The following is a 17,127-nucleotide window of genomic DNA, read 5'->3' as shown; positions in this document are numbered from 1 at the left end:
TTGTTGGGCATACGTTCTCCGTTAGAGAACTGTCCCTAATTTCCCGTGTCTCACTTTTGGGGGGCACTCCATAAGACTTTCCCGGATTTCGCTCCGCTCCATCCGGGCTACAAGCTGCCGCCCCCTACTCCGCGGCTTCCACCACCGGCTTCTTCGGCGGGAAGCGGCCGTAGAAGGTCTCGCCCTTGGCCGCCATCTCGACCAGGAGCTTCGGCGGGGTGAAGCGGGAGCCGTATTTGGCCTCGAATTTGTGGCAGAGCTCGACGAATTTCTTCGTGCCCATGAAGTCGATATAGGACAGCGTGCCGCCGGTGAACGGCGCGAAGCCGAAGCCCAGGATCGAGCCGACGTCCGCCTCGCGCACGTCGGTGATGACATGATCCTCCACCGTGCGTGCGGCTTCCACCGCCTGCACCACCAGGAAGCGCTGCTTCAATTCCTCGACATCAAGCGTATCCGGATCGAGGTGCTTCGGCTGCAGCCCGCCAAGCCCGGGCCACAGGCTCTTCTGGCCCTTGCCCTTCTCCGGATAGTCGTAGAAGCCCTTGGCATTCTTGCGGCCAAAGCGGCCCTGCTTCTCGACCATTTCAACCATCAGCTTCTTGTGATCCTGGTTGATGGCGTTGGGGCCAAGATCGGCTTCGGTCGCCTTCATGATCTTCAGGCCGAGGTCGAGCGCGACCTCGTCCGACAGCGACAGCGGCCCGACCGGCATGCCGGCCATCTTGGCGGTGTTCTCGATCATCGCCGCCGGCACGCCTTCCAGGAACATCTCGTTGCCTTCCGCGATGTAGCGCATCACGCAGCGGTTGGCGAAGAAGCCGCGGGAGTCATTGACCACGATCGGCGTCTTGCCGATGGCGCGGACATAGTCCAGCGCGGTCGCGAGCGCGGCGTCGCCGGTGTTCTTGCCGAGGATGATCTCGACCAGCATCATCTTCTCGACCGGCGAGAAGAAGTGGATGCCGATGAACTTGCCCTGGTCCTTGAATTCCTCGGCCAGCGAATTGATCGGCAGCGTCGAGGTGTTGGAGGCGAAGATCGCGTCACCCTTCAAGAGCGGCTGCGCCTTGGCATAGGTATCAGCCTTGACCTTGCGATCCTCGAACACCGCCTCGATAACGAGGTCGCAGTCCTTCAACACGTTGTAGTCGGCGGTCGCGGTGATGCGCGACAGCAGCGCATCGCGCTCGGCCTCCTTCGCGCGGCCTTTGGCGACGAGACCGTCGATCACGCTTTTGGCGTGCGCCTTGCCCTTGTCGGCGCTCTCCTGGTCGCGATCGATCAGCACGACATCGATGCCGGCCTTGGCCGAGACGTAGCCGACGCTGGCGCCCATGAAGCCGGCGCCGATTATGGCAAGCTTCTTGACCTTGGTCGGCGGCACGCCCGCAGGACGGCGGGCGCCCTTGTTCAGTTCCTGCATCGACAGGAAGAGCGAGCGGATCATCGCCGCCGCTTCCTTGGAGCGCAGGATCTGCGTGAAGTAGCGGGACTCGACGCGCAGCGCCGCGTCGATCGGCAACTGCAGGCCTTCGTACACACAGCTCATGATGGCGCGCGCCGCCGGATAATTATCGTAGGTCTCGCGGCGGTAGATCGCATTGCCCGCCGGGAACATCTGCATGCCCATCTTCGAGAAGACGGGGCCGCCGGGCAGCTTGAAGCCCTTCTCGTCCCATGGCGCGACCGCCTTGCCGCCCCCCTTGATCCAGTCCTTCGCAGCCTTGATCAGCTCACCGGGCGGCACGATCGCATGGATCAGGTTGAGCTGCTTGGCCCTTGCGAGGTTGATCGCCTCGCCCTTCAACAGGAGCTGCATCGCATCCTGCGGCGGCACGATCCGCGGCACGCGCTGGGTGCCGCCGGCGCCGGGGAACAGGCCGACCTTGATCTCGGGCAGGCCGAGCCGGGTCTTCGGATTCTCCGCGGCGACGCGGTAGTGGCAGGACAGCGTGATCTCGAAGCCGCCGCCGAGCGCGAGCCCGTTGATCGCGGCGACCCACGGCTTGCCCGAGGTCTCGATCGAGCGGAACACCTGCGAGAAACGGCGGCTCTGCTCGAACAACACCTGATTGGCCGCGACCTCGCCCTCCTCTTGCAGGAGCTGCGCATAGGTGCGGCTCATGCCCTCGAGCATCGAAAGGTCGGCGCCGGCGCAGAACGCGTCCTTGCTCGAGGTGATGACGACGCCCTTGATCGCGGCATCGCCCGTGGTCTGCTTGACGATCTCCTCGAGCTCGAGGACCGAGGTTTCGTCCAGCACGTTCATCGAACGTCCCGGAATGTCCCAGGTGACGAGCGCAATGCCGTCGGCGTCAGTTTCGAATTTGAAATTCTTGAAGGCCATGTGGTGCTCCCTCGATGCCGGCTGCCGGTAAGGCGCTGGCGGTTGTTCTAAAGCTCGGATCGTAGGGTGGGCAAAGGCGCACTTGCGCCGTGCCCACCATCACTTGCTGAGAATTCGATGGTGGGCACGCTTCGCTTTGCCCACCCTACGGCTTCATACGCGTTCGATGATGGTCGCGGTGCCCATGCCACCGCCGATGCACAAGGTCACCAGCGCGGTCGACTTGTCGGTGCGCTCGAGCTCGTCGAGCACGGTCCCCAGGATCATCGCGCCGGTCGCGCCAAGCGGATGGCCGAGCGCGATCGCGCCGCCATTGACGTTGATCTTGGCGTTGTCGATGTCGAAGGCCTGGATGTAGCGCAGCACCACCGAGGCGAAGGCTTCATTCAGCTCGAACAGATCGATGTCCGACTTCTTCATGCCGGAGCGGGCGAACAGCTTCTCCGTGACGTCGACCGGCCCGGTCAGCATCATCGCGGGCTCCGAGCCGATATTGGCGAAGGCCCGGATCTTGGCCCGCGGCTTCCGGCCGAGCTTCGCGCCCGCTTCCTTGCTGCCGAGCAGCACCGCGCCGGCGCCGTCGACAATCCCTGAAGAATTGCCGGCGTGATGCACGTAATTGACCTTCTCGATCTCCGGATGCGACTGCACCGCCACGGCATCGAAACCCGCCATCGCGGCCATCGCCGCGAACGACGGCTGGAGCTGCGCCAGCGACTGCATCGTGGTCGTGGGCCGCATATGCTCGTCCTTGGCGAGGATGGTGAGGCCGTTGACGTCCTTCACCGGCACCACCGATTTGTCGAAGCGCCCTTCGTCCCAGGACTTAGCGGCGCGCTGCTGGCTCTGCACAGCGTAGGCGTCGACATCGTCGCGGGAGAAGCCGTATTTGGTCGCGATCAGGTCGGCCGAGATGCCCTGCGGCATGAAATAGGCCGGCACCGCCATCGAGGGGTCCATCGGCCAGGCGCCGCCGGACGCGCCGATGCCGACCCGGCTCATGGACTCCGCACCGCCGCCGATCACCAGTTCATGCTGCCCGCTCATGATCTGGGCGGCGGCAAAATTCACGGCATCGAGGCCCGAAGCGCAGAAGCGGCTGATCTGCACGCCCGGCACCTTCTCGCCGAGGCCGGATTTCAGCGCCGCGAAGCGGGCCATGTCGGAGCCGGCTTCGCCGACGGGATCGACGATGCCGAGCACGACGTCGTCGACGACGTCTTCGGCAATGTTGTTGCGCTCCTTCAGCGCCTTCAGCGGGACGGTGGCGAGCGCCAGCGCGGTGACTTCGTGCAGCGCGCCGTCGGGCTTGCCGCGGCCGCGCGGGGTACGAACGTGATCGTAGATATATGCCTCAGGCATGACGCCCTCCTTAGATGAGGATCATAATATATAGCCGAACCGGCCGAAGCCGCGGGGTAGCTGCCGAAGATTCTTCAGAATGCTTCGGCCGCCAATTCCATCGTGGTACCGCTGCCGCTCTGGACGCGCGCGAGATGCACGGCCGTCTCCGGCAGCAGTTTCTCCATGAAGAAGCGGCCGGTCACGAGCTTGGTCGAGAGGTAAGGCGTTGCGCCGCCGGCGGCGATCTTGTCCTGCGTCACCTTCGCCATCCGCGCCCACATGTAGCCGAGCGCAACCAGCCCGAACAATTTCATGTAGTCGGTCGCGGCGGCGCCGGCATTGTCGGGCTTGGTCATCGCGTTCTGCATCAGCCAGCCGGTCGCCTGCTGCAGATGGCCGAGCGCGGCGGAGAGCGGGGTCACGAACGGCTTCATGCCTTCGTCGCCGCCGTGCTCCTTGGCGTAAGCGCCGACCTCGCCGAAGAACGCCATCACCGCGCGGCCACCGTCGCGCGGCAGCTTACGGCCGACGAGATCGAGCGCCTGGATGCCATTGGCGCCCTCATAAATCATCGAGATACGCGCATCGCGCACGAACTGCTCCATGCCCTGCTCGGCGATATAGCCGTGGCCGCCATACATCTGCTGCGCCAGCACGGTGTTGGCAAAGCCGGTGTCGGTCAGCACGCCCTTCAGGACCGGCGTCATCAGGCCCATATGGTCGTCGGCCTCCTGGCGGTCCTTGGGATCGTTCGAGCGATGGGCGACGTCGCTCTTCAGCGCGGTCCAGATCACCATGGCGCGCGCCGCCTCGTTGAAGGCGCGGATCGTCAGCAGCGTACGGCGGACATCGGGATGCACGATGATCGGATCGGCCGGCTTCTCCGGCTCCTTCGTGCCGGTCAGCGAGCGGCCCTGCAGGCGCTCGCGCGCATAGGCCACCGCGTTCTGGTAGGCGACCTCGGACTGCGCGAGGCCCTGCACGGCGACGCCGAGCCGGGCCTCGTTCATCATCACGAACATGCCCTGCATGCCCTTGTTCTCCTGGCCGATCAGCCAGCCGGTGGCATTGTCGTAATTCATCACGCAGGTGGAATTGCCGTGAATGCCCATCTTGTGCTCGATCGAGCCGCAGGTGACGCCGTTGCGTGCCCCGAGCGAGCCATCGGGATTGACCAGCACTTTCGGCACCACGAACAGCGAGACGCCCTTGATGCCGGCCGGCGCGCCTTCGATGCGCGCGAGCACGAGGTGGATGATGTTCTCAGTGAGGTCGTGCTCGCCGGCCGAGATGAAGATCTTGGTACCCGTAATCTTGAAGCTGCCATCGGCCTGGGGCACGGCCTTGGTCCGCAACAGCCCGAGATCGGTACCGCAATGCGGCTCGGTGAGGTTCATGGTGCCGGTCCATTCGCCCGCCACCATCTTCGGAACATAGGTCGTCTTCTGCTCGTCCGTGCCGTGCACCAGCAGCGCAGCGGTCGCGCCCATGGTGAGACCGCCATACATGGAGAACGCCATGTTGGCCGAGATCTGGAATTCGTTGACCGCCTGGCTCAGCGTCACCGGCAGGCCCTGCCCGCCATATTCCGTCGGCGCCGAGAGTCCGAGCCAGCCGCCTTCGGCCACCTGCTTATAGGCTTCCTTGAAACCTTTCGGCGTCGTCACCGAGCCATCGTCGTGGCGGGCGCAGCCTTCGAGGTCGCCGACACGGTTGAGCGGCTGCAACACTTCTTCGGAAAGCTTCGCCGCCTCGCCCAGGATGGCTTCGCGCACGTCAGCCGATGCGTCGGTGAAACCCGGCAGGTTGTCGTAGCGGTCGATCTGGAAGACGTCATTGAGCAGGAAACTCACATCTTCGACTGGGGCTTTGTAGATCGGCATGCTGTGCTCCGGCAGGCAGTTTTTGAATTTGGCGCCGCAGGCAAGACCCTCGCGACGCTGCGACCATTAAAGGTTCCCGAAACAGACCTTAGACCTTTCGGTGTTTCGGGAAAGCGATTATCGGGATCAGGACTGCGACTTAGGCTGCGACTTGGCGGCGCTGGCCTCGCCGGCCTGCCGCATTAGCTCTTCTCCCATCAGCCGGTGCAACAGGTTGATCGCCTTCAGCGGGCGCACCATCACCTTGAAATGCATGATCCGTCCCTCCGCATCGAAGGTGATGATGTCGACCCCGTTGATCTTGATGCCCTCGATCTCGTTTTCGAATTCGAGCACCGCGCCGTTATCGCTGCGCCATTCGCCCCGATACGTGAAGCCGGGGCCGCCCAGCACCTTTTCCGCGCTCGACAAATATTTGAAGGTGATGTCACGTCCGCACTGCGGCGTGTGTACGACGGGGCTTTCGAATACGGCGTCGGGGTGAAGCAGATCCCAGAGCGCTGCGCGATCATGGGACTTCATGTAGGCGTACCACTTGTCGAGGCCGGTCATTGTCAAAGACGTCTCCTCTTGGCGGAACGTGCAATGGCCCGACCATGGCGCGCCGTTTAGTCTTGACCGTCAATATGCACATTGACGCATATGCGCCTATGTGCATAAAGTCAAGGATGCTGGACGAGTGAGCAGGATCCGGACAAATGGGCGCCTGTCCTCCGACAGTATCCTGCTCAAGCAAACCGGAGAGGGAGTGGCGACCCGTGGCGCTGGGTGACGCGATCCTCGCATGCCTGACCGAACGTCCGATGACGGGCTACGAGCTCGCCAAGACGTTCGACGCGTCCATCGGCTTCTTCTGGAAGGCCGACCATCAGCAGATCTATCGCGAGCTTTCCAAGCTGCGCGACCGCGGCCATGTCCAGGCCCGCGAGGTCGTCCAATCCGGCAAGCCCAACAAGCTCGTCTACACGCTAACACCTGAGGGCAAGGCCGCGCTACGGCACTGGGCGGCGCGTCCGAGTATGCCGGCGTCGATCAAGGACGATCTCCTGGTGCGGCTCTACGCGCTCGACAGCGTCGATATCGAACCGCTGCGCACCGACCTGATGGCGCGATTGGAACACCACCGCGACCGCTACGAGCGCTACGAGCGCCTCCTCAACAAGCGGTTCCCGCAAGGTACGGCCTCGCCCGCCGATATGGGCAAGCTGCTCGGGCTTCGCATCGGCCTTCGCCATGAGCAGGTCGTGGCGGAGTGGTGCGAGGAGGCCATCGAGGCCCTCTCCGCCCTGACAAACCGGGTAACCGTTCAGCCGCTCAAAGCGGGCCACGGCGACGATAAGGCATAGGAACCTCTCCCCGTCGTCCCGGGCTTGACCCGGACCCATAACCACAGGGTTTGTGGTTGGAAGACGCTGGGCCGAGTTGCACGTTTCACAACACATAGTCGGAGTTATGGGTCCCGGCTCGGAGGCCGGGACGACGGGCTTCCCGATGCAGGTTCCGCGCAAAGGTAACTTTAGAGCCCCGCGGCGCCATTCCTTAACCCGTTCTTTACCGTAACGCGAAAAAGTCGACGGCTAAGGCAGACGCCCCGCGCGGAATTCGATTGTCTGTTCAATCGGGACGTACGGGGAGGCTGCAGGCGTGGGTGTGGACGCCTTAGTCGGGACCGGACGGAATCATGAATTCGCGCGTATCGTGGAGTGTTGAAAGCATCGATCCATCCGTCCGCGAAAGGGCCGAGGCTGCGGCTCGCCGCGCCGGCATGTCGCTGAACGACTGGCTCAATTCCACCATGGGCGAGCCGGCGCCGCCGGATCTCCGCAATGACCAGGCGCGGCCCGCGATGCCGAGCCAGGCAAGCCGGGACGTCGCCGACATTCATCAGCGATTAGATGCGATCACCCAGCAGATCGATCGATTAGCGCGGCCCGCGCCGCGCAATGACGCCCCGCGCAGCGACGCTGCGCGCGGCCAGTCCAACGTCGCGCGCCAGCTCAACGACGCGATCTCGCGGCTCGATGCGCGGCTGTCACAGATTTCAAATCCCGCTGCCGCGGCGCGCCAGCCCCAGATGCCGGACCGGCAGCGCCAGGCGGAAGCCGTCGAGCGTGCTGCCGCAAAGGTCTACCGTCCGTCGCCGCCCTTAAGTCCCGCCTCTTTCGATTCCGCGATCGCGGAGATCACCGCACGCCAGAACGAACTCGACGGTCCGCCACCGCGGCAGATGCCGCCGCGCCACGCTCAGCCAATGGGCGCAGCTCAGCCGACGGGCCCAAGCGTTCCGCCAATGGCCGCACATGCTCCTCCGGTTGCACCGGCACCTGCCGCGCCGGCACTGGCTGGCCCGGACTTCTCCTCGCTGGAGCGTTATCTGATCAAGATCACGAGCCAGATCGAGGCACTGCAACGGCCGGATCATATCGAGCAGTCGATCGCCGCGTTCCGGAGCGAGCTTGCGGAAATCCGCGCCGCGCTCACCGAGGCGATGCCGCGCCGCGCGATCGAATCGCTCGAAAGCGAGATCCGCTCGCTGTCTCGCCGCATCGACGACAACCGGCAGAACGGTGCCGACGGCCAGGCGCTCTCCGGCATCGAGCGTGCGCTGTCCGAGATCCGCGAGGTGCTGCGCTCGCTCACCCCGGCCGAGCAGCTCGCCGGCTATGACGAGGCGATCCGCAATCTCGGCGCCAAGCTCGATCTGATCCTGCGCACCAACGACGATCCCTCGACGGTGCATCAGCTCGAGAGCGCAATCGCCGCGCTCCGCGCGATCGTCTCCAATATCGCCTCCAACGACGCATTGGCACGGCTCACCGAGGACGTGCAGACGCTGTCGTCCAAGGTCGACGAGCTCGCGCGCGCCGGCAACCATGGCGATGCCTTTGCGGTCCTCGAGCAGCGGATCGCCGCGTTGGCCTCGACCCTGGAAAGCCGCGAGCGCCCGGCGCCAACCGAACACTCGCAACATCTCGAAGACGCCGTACGTACGCTGTCGGAACGGATCGACCGCATGCAGGTCGGCAATGACAGCGCCTCGGCATTCGCGCATCTTGAACAGCGTGTCTCCTACCTGCTCGAACGCCTGGAAACCTTCTCCAATCCTCAGTCCGGCAATTTCGGGCGCGTCGAGGAAGGGCTGCAGGACATCCTGCGCCATCTCGAACGCCAGCACGCCAATCTCGTGTCGCTGGCCGAGACGAGCCGCAATGCCGGCGCGCCGGCGCCGCAGCCGCTCGACCCTGGCCTCGTCGATATGGTCAAGCGCGAATTGTCCGATATCCGCTACAGCCAGTCGGAAACCGACCGCCGCACGCAGGATTCGCTCGAGACAGTGCACAATACGCTCGGCCATGTGGTCGATCGCCTCGCGATGATCGAGAACGATCTGCGCACCGTGCGCTCCGCGCCGGCCACGCCGTCACCGGCGCCCGAGCCGCCGCGCGCCGCGATGCCGCAGACAGTGATGCCGCAGCCGAAGCCCGAGCTGCCCAATCCCGCGATACAGGAACATTTCGCGGCCGCGCCGCGCGACTTCCATGCGGCCATGCCGGTGGAGGCTGTACCCGTTCCGCCGCCGCTCCCGCCGCGCGCGATCAGCGAGATTTTGGAGCCGCACGCCGCGGTCCGCGCCGCGCTCGAGCCGGACCTGCCGCCGGATCATCCGCTCGAGCCGGGCACGCGCCCGACCGGACGGGTGTCGACGCCCACCGAACGCATCGCCGCGTCGGAGAGCGCGATCAGCGAGATCTCGCCCTCCACTAAAGAGCCGGTCTCCACGTCGAGCTTCATCGCCGCCGCACGCCGCGCCGCCCAGGCCGCGGCCGCCCAGGCCGCCACCGAGAAGGGCGGACGTGGTGGGGCCAAGGCGGCAGCCAAGGCCAAGCCGGTCGACAAGGCTCAGGGCAAGTCCGAGGGCAAGGAGCCCTCGACCATCACGTCAAAGATCCGCTCGCTGCTGGTCGGCGCGAGTGTGGTGGTCATCGTGCTCGGCGCCTTCAAGGTGGCGATGATCCTGCTCGATAGCGGCACCTCGCCGCAGATGCCGCCGATGGAGAGGTCGAGCGATGCCCCCGCCGCGGCCCAGCCGCCGGCCGACACTGCGGTTGTCGCACCCGCGCCCGCGCCGGCCCCTGCGGCGCCATTGATGACTTCGCCGACCCCGCTCGGCCGGCAATCCAACAACAGCACCGCGCCGAACATGCTCGACGGCTCGCAGGTGGCGATCCCGCCGGCGCCCGCGCCGTTCCCATCTCCCGTTGCGAACAATGACATCACCGGCTCGATCCCCGCGCCGTCCGTCGCGCCGATGGGCGGCAGGCTTATGATGGTGCAGGTGCCCCCGAGCGAGCGGCTGCCTGATGCCATCGGCGGCCCGGTGCTGCGCGCTGCGGCGCTGAGGGGCGATCCGGCCGCGGCCTATGAGGTCGGCGTGCGCTTCGCCGAAGGCAAGGGCGTTCCGATCAATTATGACGAGGCCGCAAAGTGGTACGAGCGCGCCGCGCAGGCCGGCGTGGTGCCCGCGATCTTCCGGCTGGGAACCTTCTATGAGAAGGGCCTCAGCGTGAAAAAGGACGTCGACACCGCGCGGCGTTACTACGTGCAGGCCGCCGAGCGCGGCAACGCCAAGTCCATGCACAATCTCGCGGTGCTCGATGCCGATGGCGGCGGCAAAGGCGCCAACTACAAGAGCGCGGCACAATGGTTCCGCAAGGCCGCTGATCGCGGCGTCGCCGACAGCCAGTTCAATCTCGGCATCCTCTATGCCCGTGGCATCGGCGTCGAGCAGAACCTGGCCGAGTCCTTCAAATGGTTCAGCCTCGCCGCAGCCCAGGGCGACGCCGACGCCAGCCACAAGCGCGACGATGTTGCCAAGCGCCTCGACGCTCAATCGCTGGCAGCGGCCAAGCTCGCGATCCAGACCTTCACCGCCGAGCCGCAGCCCGACGACGCCGTCAACGCCGCGACCCCACCGGGCGGCTGGGACTCCGCGACCGTGCCGCCCAATGCGGCCAAGCCCGCGGCCAGGGCGGCGTCACAGAAGCGGACCGCCTCGATCGCGCATTAAAATTATGACAGACGCAGGACGCTGCGGTGCGGCGTCGCCATATGTATCTCAGCGCTGAAGCTGTGTAGAAAGGCCGGGCCCCCGCGCGGGTAGCTGCCAGCGCCGAGAGAACCAGTTTGTCAGCCCAAGACCACGAAGGTCGCTACCGAAGCTCGCCGACCGGGCCCCACGTAGCACCACCACGCCAGTCGATCGATCAACCGAAAGCGCGGCCGCCTCATCGGCCGGCATGGCGGTGGTCGATGTGGTCGATTGTCATATTCGTCCTCCTGATCTCCGGCGTCGGCATCCGCGCCTATCGGGACCTGTCGCGGCCCGACGCCTGGGCGTATTGGAGAGACCAGTATTTTTCGCCGAGCCTGAGTTCGAAACTGATCAGCAAGACCGATCTCGGCGGGGCGGTCGGCTCGCGGCCCGCTTTGGCCATCAGGGGCGAGATCGGGCCGGCCGCCGCGAACTGGTTCCGCGACAGGTTGGATGAGGCCCATCTGGCGCCCGGCGATGTTGTCCTTCTGTCATCTCCGGGCGGCGCTCTGAACCAGGCGCTCATCATCGGCGAAATGATCCGGACCCGCGGGCTGACGACCGCCGTCGGCGTTGCCGATGCTTCGGGCCAGGTCCGCCCGGCCTATTGCGCCAGCGCCTGCGTCCTCGCCTTTGCCGGTGGCACGACCCGCTACGGCATCGAGGGCTCGATGCTGGGCGTCCACCGGTTCGTCACCACGGCGCCGGTTGCCGACCCCGTCGCCGACACCCAGCGCGTCACCGGTGCCGTCCTGCACTACATGACCAGGATGGGCGTTTCGTCCACCGTCGTCGAGGCGATGTCACAAACCAGGGACATCCGCTGGCTCGGCACCAAGGAAGCCGCGGCGATGAACCTGATTACCGATCCCATCGGCCGACCGTGAGGCGACGGCCGACCTAGATCATGATCCGATTGGACGGAATCGGATCATGATCTCATCTCTTTGTTTGAGCATGATCTTTTCGGAAAACCGGTTTCCACTTTTCGGGATCATGCTCTGGGTGCGACAAAAAAGTCCGCGTTGGCGGATTCTATAGTCCCTCGTCGCGGCGATTTCGGTTATTCAAGGGCGCGGCAACCGATCCGCGCCCGTCTCCGCGTCGGATTCCGCTGCCCGCAAGCTCGATCAGAAAACCGCGCCGTGGGCTGGCCGTACGCCAGCCCCGCGGCATTATAAGAAGCGACCGCGCGTGCAGCTCTACCTCCCGATCGCCGATATTCCCGTCAATATCTTCCTCGTGCTGGCGATGGGCGCGGCGGTCGGTTTCGTCTCCGGCATGTTCGGTATCGGCGGCGGCTTCCTGATGACGCCGCTCCTGATCTTCATCGGCATCGCGCCGGCGGTCGCGGTTGCCTCCGTCGCGAGCCACATCGCGGCCTCCTCCTTCTCCGGCGCGATCTCCTATTGGCGCCGCCGCGCGATTGATCCGACGCTGGCGCTGATCCTGTTAAGTGGCGGCACGATCGGCACCGCGCTCGGGGTATGGACCTTCACCTATCTGCGCTCGCTCGGCCAGCTCGACCTGATGATCGGGCTGTCCTATGTCGTGCTGCTCACCGCGGTCGGCGGGGCGATGGCCTATGAGGGCCTGCGCGCGATGCTGCGCACCCGCCGCGGCGGCACCGTCACGCTGCGCCGCCCGGGCAGCCATGGCTGGATCCACGGCCTGCCGCTGAAGATGCGCTTCAAGCGCTCCAAGATCTATCTCTCCATCATTCCCGTCATCTTCGTCGGCCTCGTGATCGGCTTCATCGGCGCCGTCATGGGCATCGGCGGCGGCTTCATCCTGGTGCCGCTGATGATCTATTTGCTGCGGGTGCCAACCTCGACCGTGATCGGCACCTCGATGGTGCTGACGCTGGTGACGATGATCTTCGCGACCCTGCTGCACGCGGTGACCAACCACCTGGTCGATGCCGTGCTGGCCCTGATCCTGATGGTCGGCGGCGTCACCGGGGCGCAGTTCGGCGCCCGCGCGGGCCAGAAGATCCGCGGCGAGCATCTGCGGCTGTTGCTCGGGCTCCTGGTGCTTGCGGTCGGCATCCGCTTTGCGGTCGAGCTCGTGATCCGCCCCGCCGATCTCTTCACCATCCGCGAAACCGGCGGCGGCGCGCCATGACCGCCCGCGCACTCCTCGTTCTCGCCGCCCTGCTCGCTGCGATCCTCGCTGCAAGCCCGGCCTGTGCGGAGCGGCTGATCGTTTCGGTCTCGAACCACCGCGTCACGGTGACGCCGAATTATTCCGGCGAGGAACTGGTGCTGTTCGGCTCGGTCGAGAGGGATGCCGATACCCCGCCCGGCCGCACCAATTACGACCTCGTGGTGAGCGTGATCGGCCCCCGCGCCGACATGGTGACGCGGCGCAAGGAGCGCCGATTCGGGATCTGGATCAACAGCGATTACCGGCAGTTCCTGCAGGTGCCGACCTATCTCGCCCTGTTCTCCAACCGCCCCTTCGACCAGATCGCTTCGCCGGAGGTGCAGCGGCGCCAGCAGCTCGGGCTCAACAATGTGCTGCTGATGCAGCGCGTCGGCCCTGACTATGCCGACGTCGTTCCCAACGACGTCTTCCGCAGTGCCTTCGTGCGGCTGCGCATCGAGCACGGGCTGTATCGCGAGGAGACCTCGGCGGTCACGTTCCTGACCCCGACCCTGTTCCGCACCACCATTCCGCTGCCGGCCGAGGTGCCGATCGGCACCTATAATGTCGAGATCAAATTGTTCACCGACGGCGCGCTGGTGACCAAGGCCGATACTGCCTTCGAGATCGTCAAGGTCGGCTTCGAGCAGTTCGTCGCCAATACCGCGCGGCAGAACGGCCTTGCCTACGGCCTCGTCACCGCCGCCATGGCGCTGATGACCGGCTGGATGGCCTCGATCGTGTTCCGGCGCGATTGACGTCACGACGCGAAGAGCCCGACGCCCATCGCAACCACGCTCAGCAGCATCGCCATCGTCGACAGCCACCCGAGCCAATAGAGCGGGCCGGTGATGATATACCGGCCCATCACGTCGTGGCGGCCCGCCATGAACATCAGCAGCACCATCACGGGAACGGCGAGCACGCCATTGATGACCGCGCTCCAGTACAGCGCCGAGATCGGGTTGATCGGCGTGAAATTCAGCGCGATGCCGAAGCCGGCCGACAGCGCCAGCACGGCATAGAAGGCAACCGCCTCCTTCGGCTTGCGCGCCAAGCCCACCGGCCACTGGCGTCCCTCGCCGACAGCGTAAGCGGTTGAACCCGCGAGCACGGGAATGGCAAGCAGCCCGGTGCCGACGATGCCGAGCGCGAAGATCGCCTCCGCGAACGGGCCCGCGATCGGACGCAGCGCCTCTGCCGCCTGCGCCGAGCTCTGGATGTCGGTCTTCCCCGCCACATGCAAGGTCGCAGCGACCGTGACGATGATCGAGAGCGCAATCAGGTTCGAGAACGCCATGCCGACGATGGTGTCGGCGCGGATGCGGGAAAATTCCTGCCGCGCCCCATAGTGTTTGTCGATCAGCGGCTGCTTCCTGGCGTCGATGCGCTGGTCTTCGGCTTCCTGCGAGGCCTGCCAGAAGAACAGATAGGGCGAGATCGTGGTGCCGAAGATCGCGACGATGGTGGTGAAATAGTTTCCGTTCCAATCGAGCCTTGGAATCAATATGCCGGCAAGCGCCTCGCCCCAGGAGATGCGGGCGAAGGCAAGCGCCGCGACATAGGCGAACAGGCTGAGCGTCAGCCATTTCAGCACCGCGACATAGCGCTTGTAATCGAGGATGATCTGGGCTGCCACCGACGCCACGCCGAACAACAGCACGTAGAGGATCGGGTGCCCGCCGACCAGGAGCGTCGTCGCATCCGCCATGGCGCCGAGATCGGCCGCGATGTTGATTGTATTGGCGATGAACAAAAGCGTGACCACGATGTTGAGCAGCCACAGCGGATAGTGCCGGCACACATTGCCTGAAATGCCCTGACCAGTGACGCGGCCGACGCGGGCCGAAATCTCCTGGATCGCCACCATCAGCGGAAAGGTGAACAGCATGGTCCAGCCGATGCCGTAGCCGAGCTGCGCGCCGGCCTGGCTGTAGGTGCCGATCCCGGACGGGTCATCGTCGGAGGCGCCGGTGATCAGGCCGGGGCCGAGCGATTGCAGGAAGCGCTTGAGTTCGAAGGGCTGGCGCGGCTTGGCCTTGGAGGCCGGCTTATCGCCGGGTCTTACGTGATTGCCAGTCGATGCCTTGTGTTGCGTCATACCCGGTCCAGTCGCCGCGACAACGAACCGGAGGTGGTTCGGTTCCCGGCGCTGTACCTGGCTCCTCGTTGTGGCACAAGCAAGACATGTCGTCAGGCGCGCGGTGCGGGCGCGGCGGTTGGACGGGTCACGAGATAGATGCCGAGCGCGACCGGGATGATGCCGAGCAGATCGCGGGACTCGACATGCTCGCCGAGCACAAGGAATGCGAACAGCATGCCGAGCGGCGGCATCAGGCAGTGATAGGCGCTCGCGGCGGTGGCGCCGCACACTTTCAACAGATGAAACCACAGCGCGTAAGCCAGGATCGATCCGCCGAACACTAGGAAGGCGAATGCGCCCAATAGCCGCGCGCTCGGCACGATCTCGGAGACGCTCGAGAGCGTGAACGCGAATGGCAGGAGCACCAGCCCCCCGGCGAGATTCTGGATGCCATTGCCGATCCACAGGCCGCCCTTGGGTGCGAGCAGCTTGAACAGGATGGTGCCGGTGACGATGGAAGCGAGCGAGGCCAGCGTGAACACGATGCCTTCCATATGCTCGGTGCCGACGGAGATCCGATGCCAGACCATGAAGGCGACGCCGACAACGCCGAGCACGAGACCCGCGACCTTGCGCCAGGTCAAGACTTCGCCGAGGAACAGCGCCGCCAGCACCGCCGTGAACACCGGATTGGCCGAGACGATCAACCCGCCGATGCCGGCGGAGACTGTCTTCAGCCCGGTATAGCCAAGCCCGAGATAGAGCGCGTTGTTGGCAACGCCGAGCACCGAATAGACCGCGACATCGCGCCAGGAGAGCTGCCAGCCCTCGCGGCGCAGCGCCAGAAAGCCGAGGATCAGGATGCCCGCGAGCGAAAATCGCGCCGTGAGCAGGAGCAGCGGCGGACAATCGGTGACGCCGATCTTGCCGGCGATGAAGGCGTAGCTCCAGAGCAGGCAGAACAGAGCCATCAATAGCGGCAGCCGATTGAAGCCTTGACGGGGAGCCGCAATCGAAGGGGCGAGCGACATGTGAATTCTCCTTGGCCCTTCCATCTAGGGCCTCGCCTTCCCATTTGGAAATTAAATGATAGACTGGCAGCCAGTGGATTTTTGAATAGGTGCCGCCATGTTCGATTTGGAACTGCTGCGCAGTTTCGTCTCGGTGGTCGATGCCGGTGGCTTCACCCGCGCCGGCGAGCGCGTCCACCGCACGCAATCCACCGTCAGCCAGCAGATCAAGCGGCTGGAGGAAGATGTCGGCCAGCCGCTCCTGGTCCGCAACGGCAAGGATGTCACCCCGACCGAAGCCGGCGAACGACTGCTCTCCTATGCACGACGGCTGCTGGCGCTCGCCGAAGAGGCGCGCGATGTCGTGACGCGACCGACCTATCAGGGCGCGATCCGGCTCGGCATCCCCGAGGATTTCGCCGCCTATCGGCTGGCAAAACTGCTCGGCGCCTTCTCGCGCTCGCATCCAACGCTCCGGCTCGACGTGCGCGCCGACCAGAGCATGCACCTGCAGCGCGATCTCAATCGCGGCGAGCTCGATCTGGCGCTGCTCAAGCGCACCGCCGGCGAGAAGGGCGCGATCGCGGCGTGGCCGGAACGGGTGCACTGGGTCACCAGCAAGACGCATCCGCGCGATGCGCGCAGCGGCTCGGTGCCGCTGATCGGATTTCCGGCCGGCTGTCTCTACCGGGCCGGCGCGATCCATGCGCTGGAGAGCGCGGGCCGCGCCTGGCACATGGCCTATACGTCCTCGAGCCTCTCCGGCATCCAGGCCGCGGTCGCCGCCGGCATGGGCCTGAGCATCCTGTCGGAGATCGCGATCCAGGCCGATCACCGCGTGCTCACGGCAAAAGACGGTTTTGCCCCGATCGACAGGACCGAAGTCGCCCTGCTCGCCTCCCCCGCCGCCAGCCCCGCCACACTGCGGCTTGCCGACAGACTCGCGGAGTTCTGCGACACCGTGCAGGCGAAAGCGGCGTAGCGGGCGTAGGGTAGGCAAAGCGAAGCGTGCCCACCATCAGCACTCCGCTCGTGAGGGTGGGCACGCTTCGCTTTGCCCACCCTACGGCCTCGCCGCGAGTTGTGATTCAAATTTCAAACAGCGGAGGGGATGTGAGTTCGCATTCTCGCGACGCATTGCGTCCGAGCTTTGCTTCACTTTCCACCCTCTCGAAATCAGAGGGCGCAGGGAAAGCCGGGTGCTGGTTGCACCCGTGGGT

General features: G+C 65.2%; 12 protein-coding genes. 6 read left to right on the top strand and 6 right to left on the bottom strand.

All coding sequences use genetic code 11. From position 1 onward, the window contains the following. Positions 1–124: 124 nt before the first annotated feature. The 4 genes from OZ411_RS40680 to OZ411_RS40665 all read right to left on the bottom strand — a co-directional run bounded on the left by OZ411_RS40680 (position 125) and on the right by OZ411_RS40665 (position 6,135). A complete protein-coding gene (locus tag OZ411_RS40680) occupies positions 125–2,350 on the bottom strand; it encodes a 3-hydroxyacyl-CoA dehydrogenase NAD-binding domain-containing protein (protein WP_282532449.1) in 2,226 nt (741 codons plus the stop codon). 153 nt (positions 2,351–2,503) lie between these two features. After that, positions 2,504–3,712 (bottom strand): acetyl-CoA C-acetyltransferase, encoded by a 1,209-nt coding sequence (locus OZ411_RS40675; protein WP_282532448.1) that lies wholly within the window; start codon positions 3,710–3,712, stop codon positions 2,504–2,506. Between the two features lie 74 nt (positions 3,713–3,786). Then, positions 3,787–5,577, bottom strand: a complete 1,791-nt coding sequence (locus OZ411_RS40670) for an acyl-CoA dehydrogenase C-terminal domain-containing protein (RefSeq protein WP_282532447.1) — start codon at positions 5,575–5,577, stop codon at positions 3,787–3,789. A gap of 126 nt (positions 5,578–5,703) precedes the next feature. After that, a complete protein-coding gene (locus OZ411_RS40665) occupies positions 5,704–6,135 on the bottom strand; it encodes a nuclear transport factor 2 family protein (protein WP_282532446.1) in 432 nt (143 codons plus the stop codon). 200 nt (positions 6,136–6,335) lie between these two features. Between OZ411_RS40665 and OZ411_RS40660 the strand changes: the two genes are divergently transcribed. From OZ411_RS40660 to OZ411_RS40640, 5 genes are all read left to right on the top strand, one after another. Further along, positions 6,336–6,923 carry a PadR family transcriptional regulator gene (locus OZ411_RS40660; protein ID WP_282532445.1) on the top strand — a complete coding sequence of 196 codons (588 nt, stop codon included), beginning with the start codon at positions 6,336–6,338 and terminating at the stop codon, positions 6,921–6,923. Between the two features lie 335 nt (positions 6,924–7,258). Continuing rightward, positions 7,259–10,645, top strand: a complete 3,387-nt coding sequence (locus tag OZ411_RS40655; protein WP_282532444.1) for a hypothetical protein — start codon at positions 7,259–7,261, stop codon at positions 10,643–10,645. Between the two features lie 242 nt (positions 10,646–10,887). Beyond that, the gene (locus OZ411_RS40650; RefSeq protein ID WP_282532443.1) at positions 10,888–11,556 is read left to right on the top strand and encodes a hypothetical protein; all 669 of its coding nucleotides are present in this window, start codon (positions 10,888–10,890) and stop codon (positions 11,554–11,556) included. A gap of 307 nt (positions 11,557–11,863) precedes the next feature. Further along, the gene (locus OZ411_RS40645) at positions 11,864–12,793 is read left to right on the top strand and encodes a sulfite exporter TauE/SafE family protein (RefSeq protein ID WP_282532442.1); all 930 of its coding nucleotides are present in this window, start codon (positions 11,864–11,866) and stop codon (positions 12,791–12,793) included. After that, positions 12,790–13,572, top strand: a complete 783-nt coding sequence (locus OZ411_RS40640; RefSeq protein ID WP_282532441.1) for a TIGR02186 family protein — start codon at positions 12,790–12,792, stop codon at positions 13,570–13,572. The genes OZ411_RS40645 and OZ411_RS40640 overlap by 4 nt, the downstream gene beginning before the upstream one ends. Positions 13,573–13,574: 2 nt before the next feature. Here OZ411_RS40640 and OZ411_RS40635 read toward each other — a convergent pair whose 3' ends face one another. Beyond that, positions 13,575–14,915: a divalent metal cation transporter gene (locus tag OZ411_RS40635; protein ID WP_282532440.1), complete on the bottom strand. Its 1,341-nt coding sequence runs from the start codon at positions 14,913–14,915 to the stop codon at positions 13,575–13,577. A 92-nt stretch (positions 14,916–15,007) separates the two neighbouring features. Continuing rightward, positions 15,008–15,928 (bottom strand): DMT family transporter, encoded by a 921-nt coding sequence (locus tag OZ411_RS40630; protein ID WP_282532439.1) that lies wholly within the window; start codon positions 15,926–15,928, stop codon positions 15,008–15,010. Between the two features lie 97 nt (positions 15,929–16,025). On the opposite strand from OZ411_RS40630, the gene OZ411_RS40625 reads away from it, so the two are divergent. Next, positions 16,026–16,889 carry a LysR substrate-binding domain-containing protein gene (locus tag OZ411_RS40625; protein ID WP_282532438.1) on the top strand — a complete coding sequence of 288 codons (864 nt, stop codon included), beginning with the start codon at positions 16,026–16,028 and terminating at the stop codon, positions 16,887–16,889. Positions 16,890–17,127: the final 238 nt, after the last annotated feature.

Origin of the sequence: Bradyrhizobium sp. Arg237L (genome assembly GCF_029990105.1) — a bacterium.
Classification (GTDB): Bacteria; Pseudomonadota; Alphaproteobacteria; order Rhizobiales; family Xanthobacteraceae; genus Bradyrhizobium.
Note: the sequence above shows the minus strand (reverse complement) of the source record. Positions and strands in the feature narration are given on the sequence as shown.

What these genes read in the sequence shown, in the direction of transcription:
- OZ411_RS40670 (WP_282532447.1), bottom strand. Translation starts at nt 5,577, where the DNA reads ATGCCGATCTACAAAGCCCCAGTCGAAGATGTGAGTTTCCTGCTCAAT.
- OZ411_RS40650 (WP_282532443.1), top strand. Translation starts at nt 10,888, where the DNA reads ATGTGGTCGATTGTCATATTCGTCCTCCTGATCTCCGGCGTCGGCATC.
- OZ411_RS40680 (WP_282532449.1), bottom strand. Translation starts at nt 2,350, where the DNA reads ATGGCCTTCAAGAATTTCAAATTCGAAACTGACGCCGACGGCATTGCG.
- OZ411_RS40655 (WP_282532444.1), top strand. Translation starts at nt 7,259, where the DNA reads ATGAATTCGCGCGTATCGTGGAGTGTTGAAAGCATCGATCCATCCGTC.
- OZ411_RS40675 (WP_282532448.1), bottom strand. Translation starts at nt 3,712, where the DNA reads ATGCCTGAGGCATATATCTACGATCACGTTCGTACCCCGCGCGGCCGC.
- OZ411_RS40640 (WP_282532441.1), top strand. Translation starts at nt 12,790, where the DNA reads ATGACCGCCCGCGCACTCCTCGTTCTCGCCGCCCTGCTCGCTGCGATC.
- OZ411_RS40625 (WP_282532438.1), top strand. Translation starts at nt 16,026, where the DNA reads ATGTTCGATTTGGAACTGCTGCGCAGTTTCGTCTCGGTGGTCGATGCC.
- OZ411_RS40630 (WP_282532439.1), bottom strand. Translation starts at nt 15,928, where the DNA reads ATGTCGCTCGCCCCTTCGATTGCGGCTCCCCGTCAAGGCTTCAATCGG.
- OZ411_RS40635 (WP_282532440.1), bottom strand. Translation starts at nt 14,915, where the DNA reads ATGACGCAACACAAGGCATCGACTGGCAATCACGTAAGACCCGGCGAT.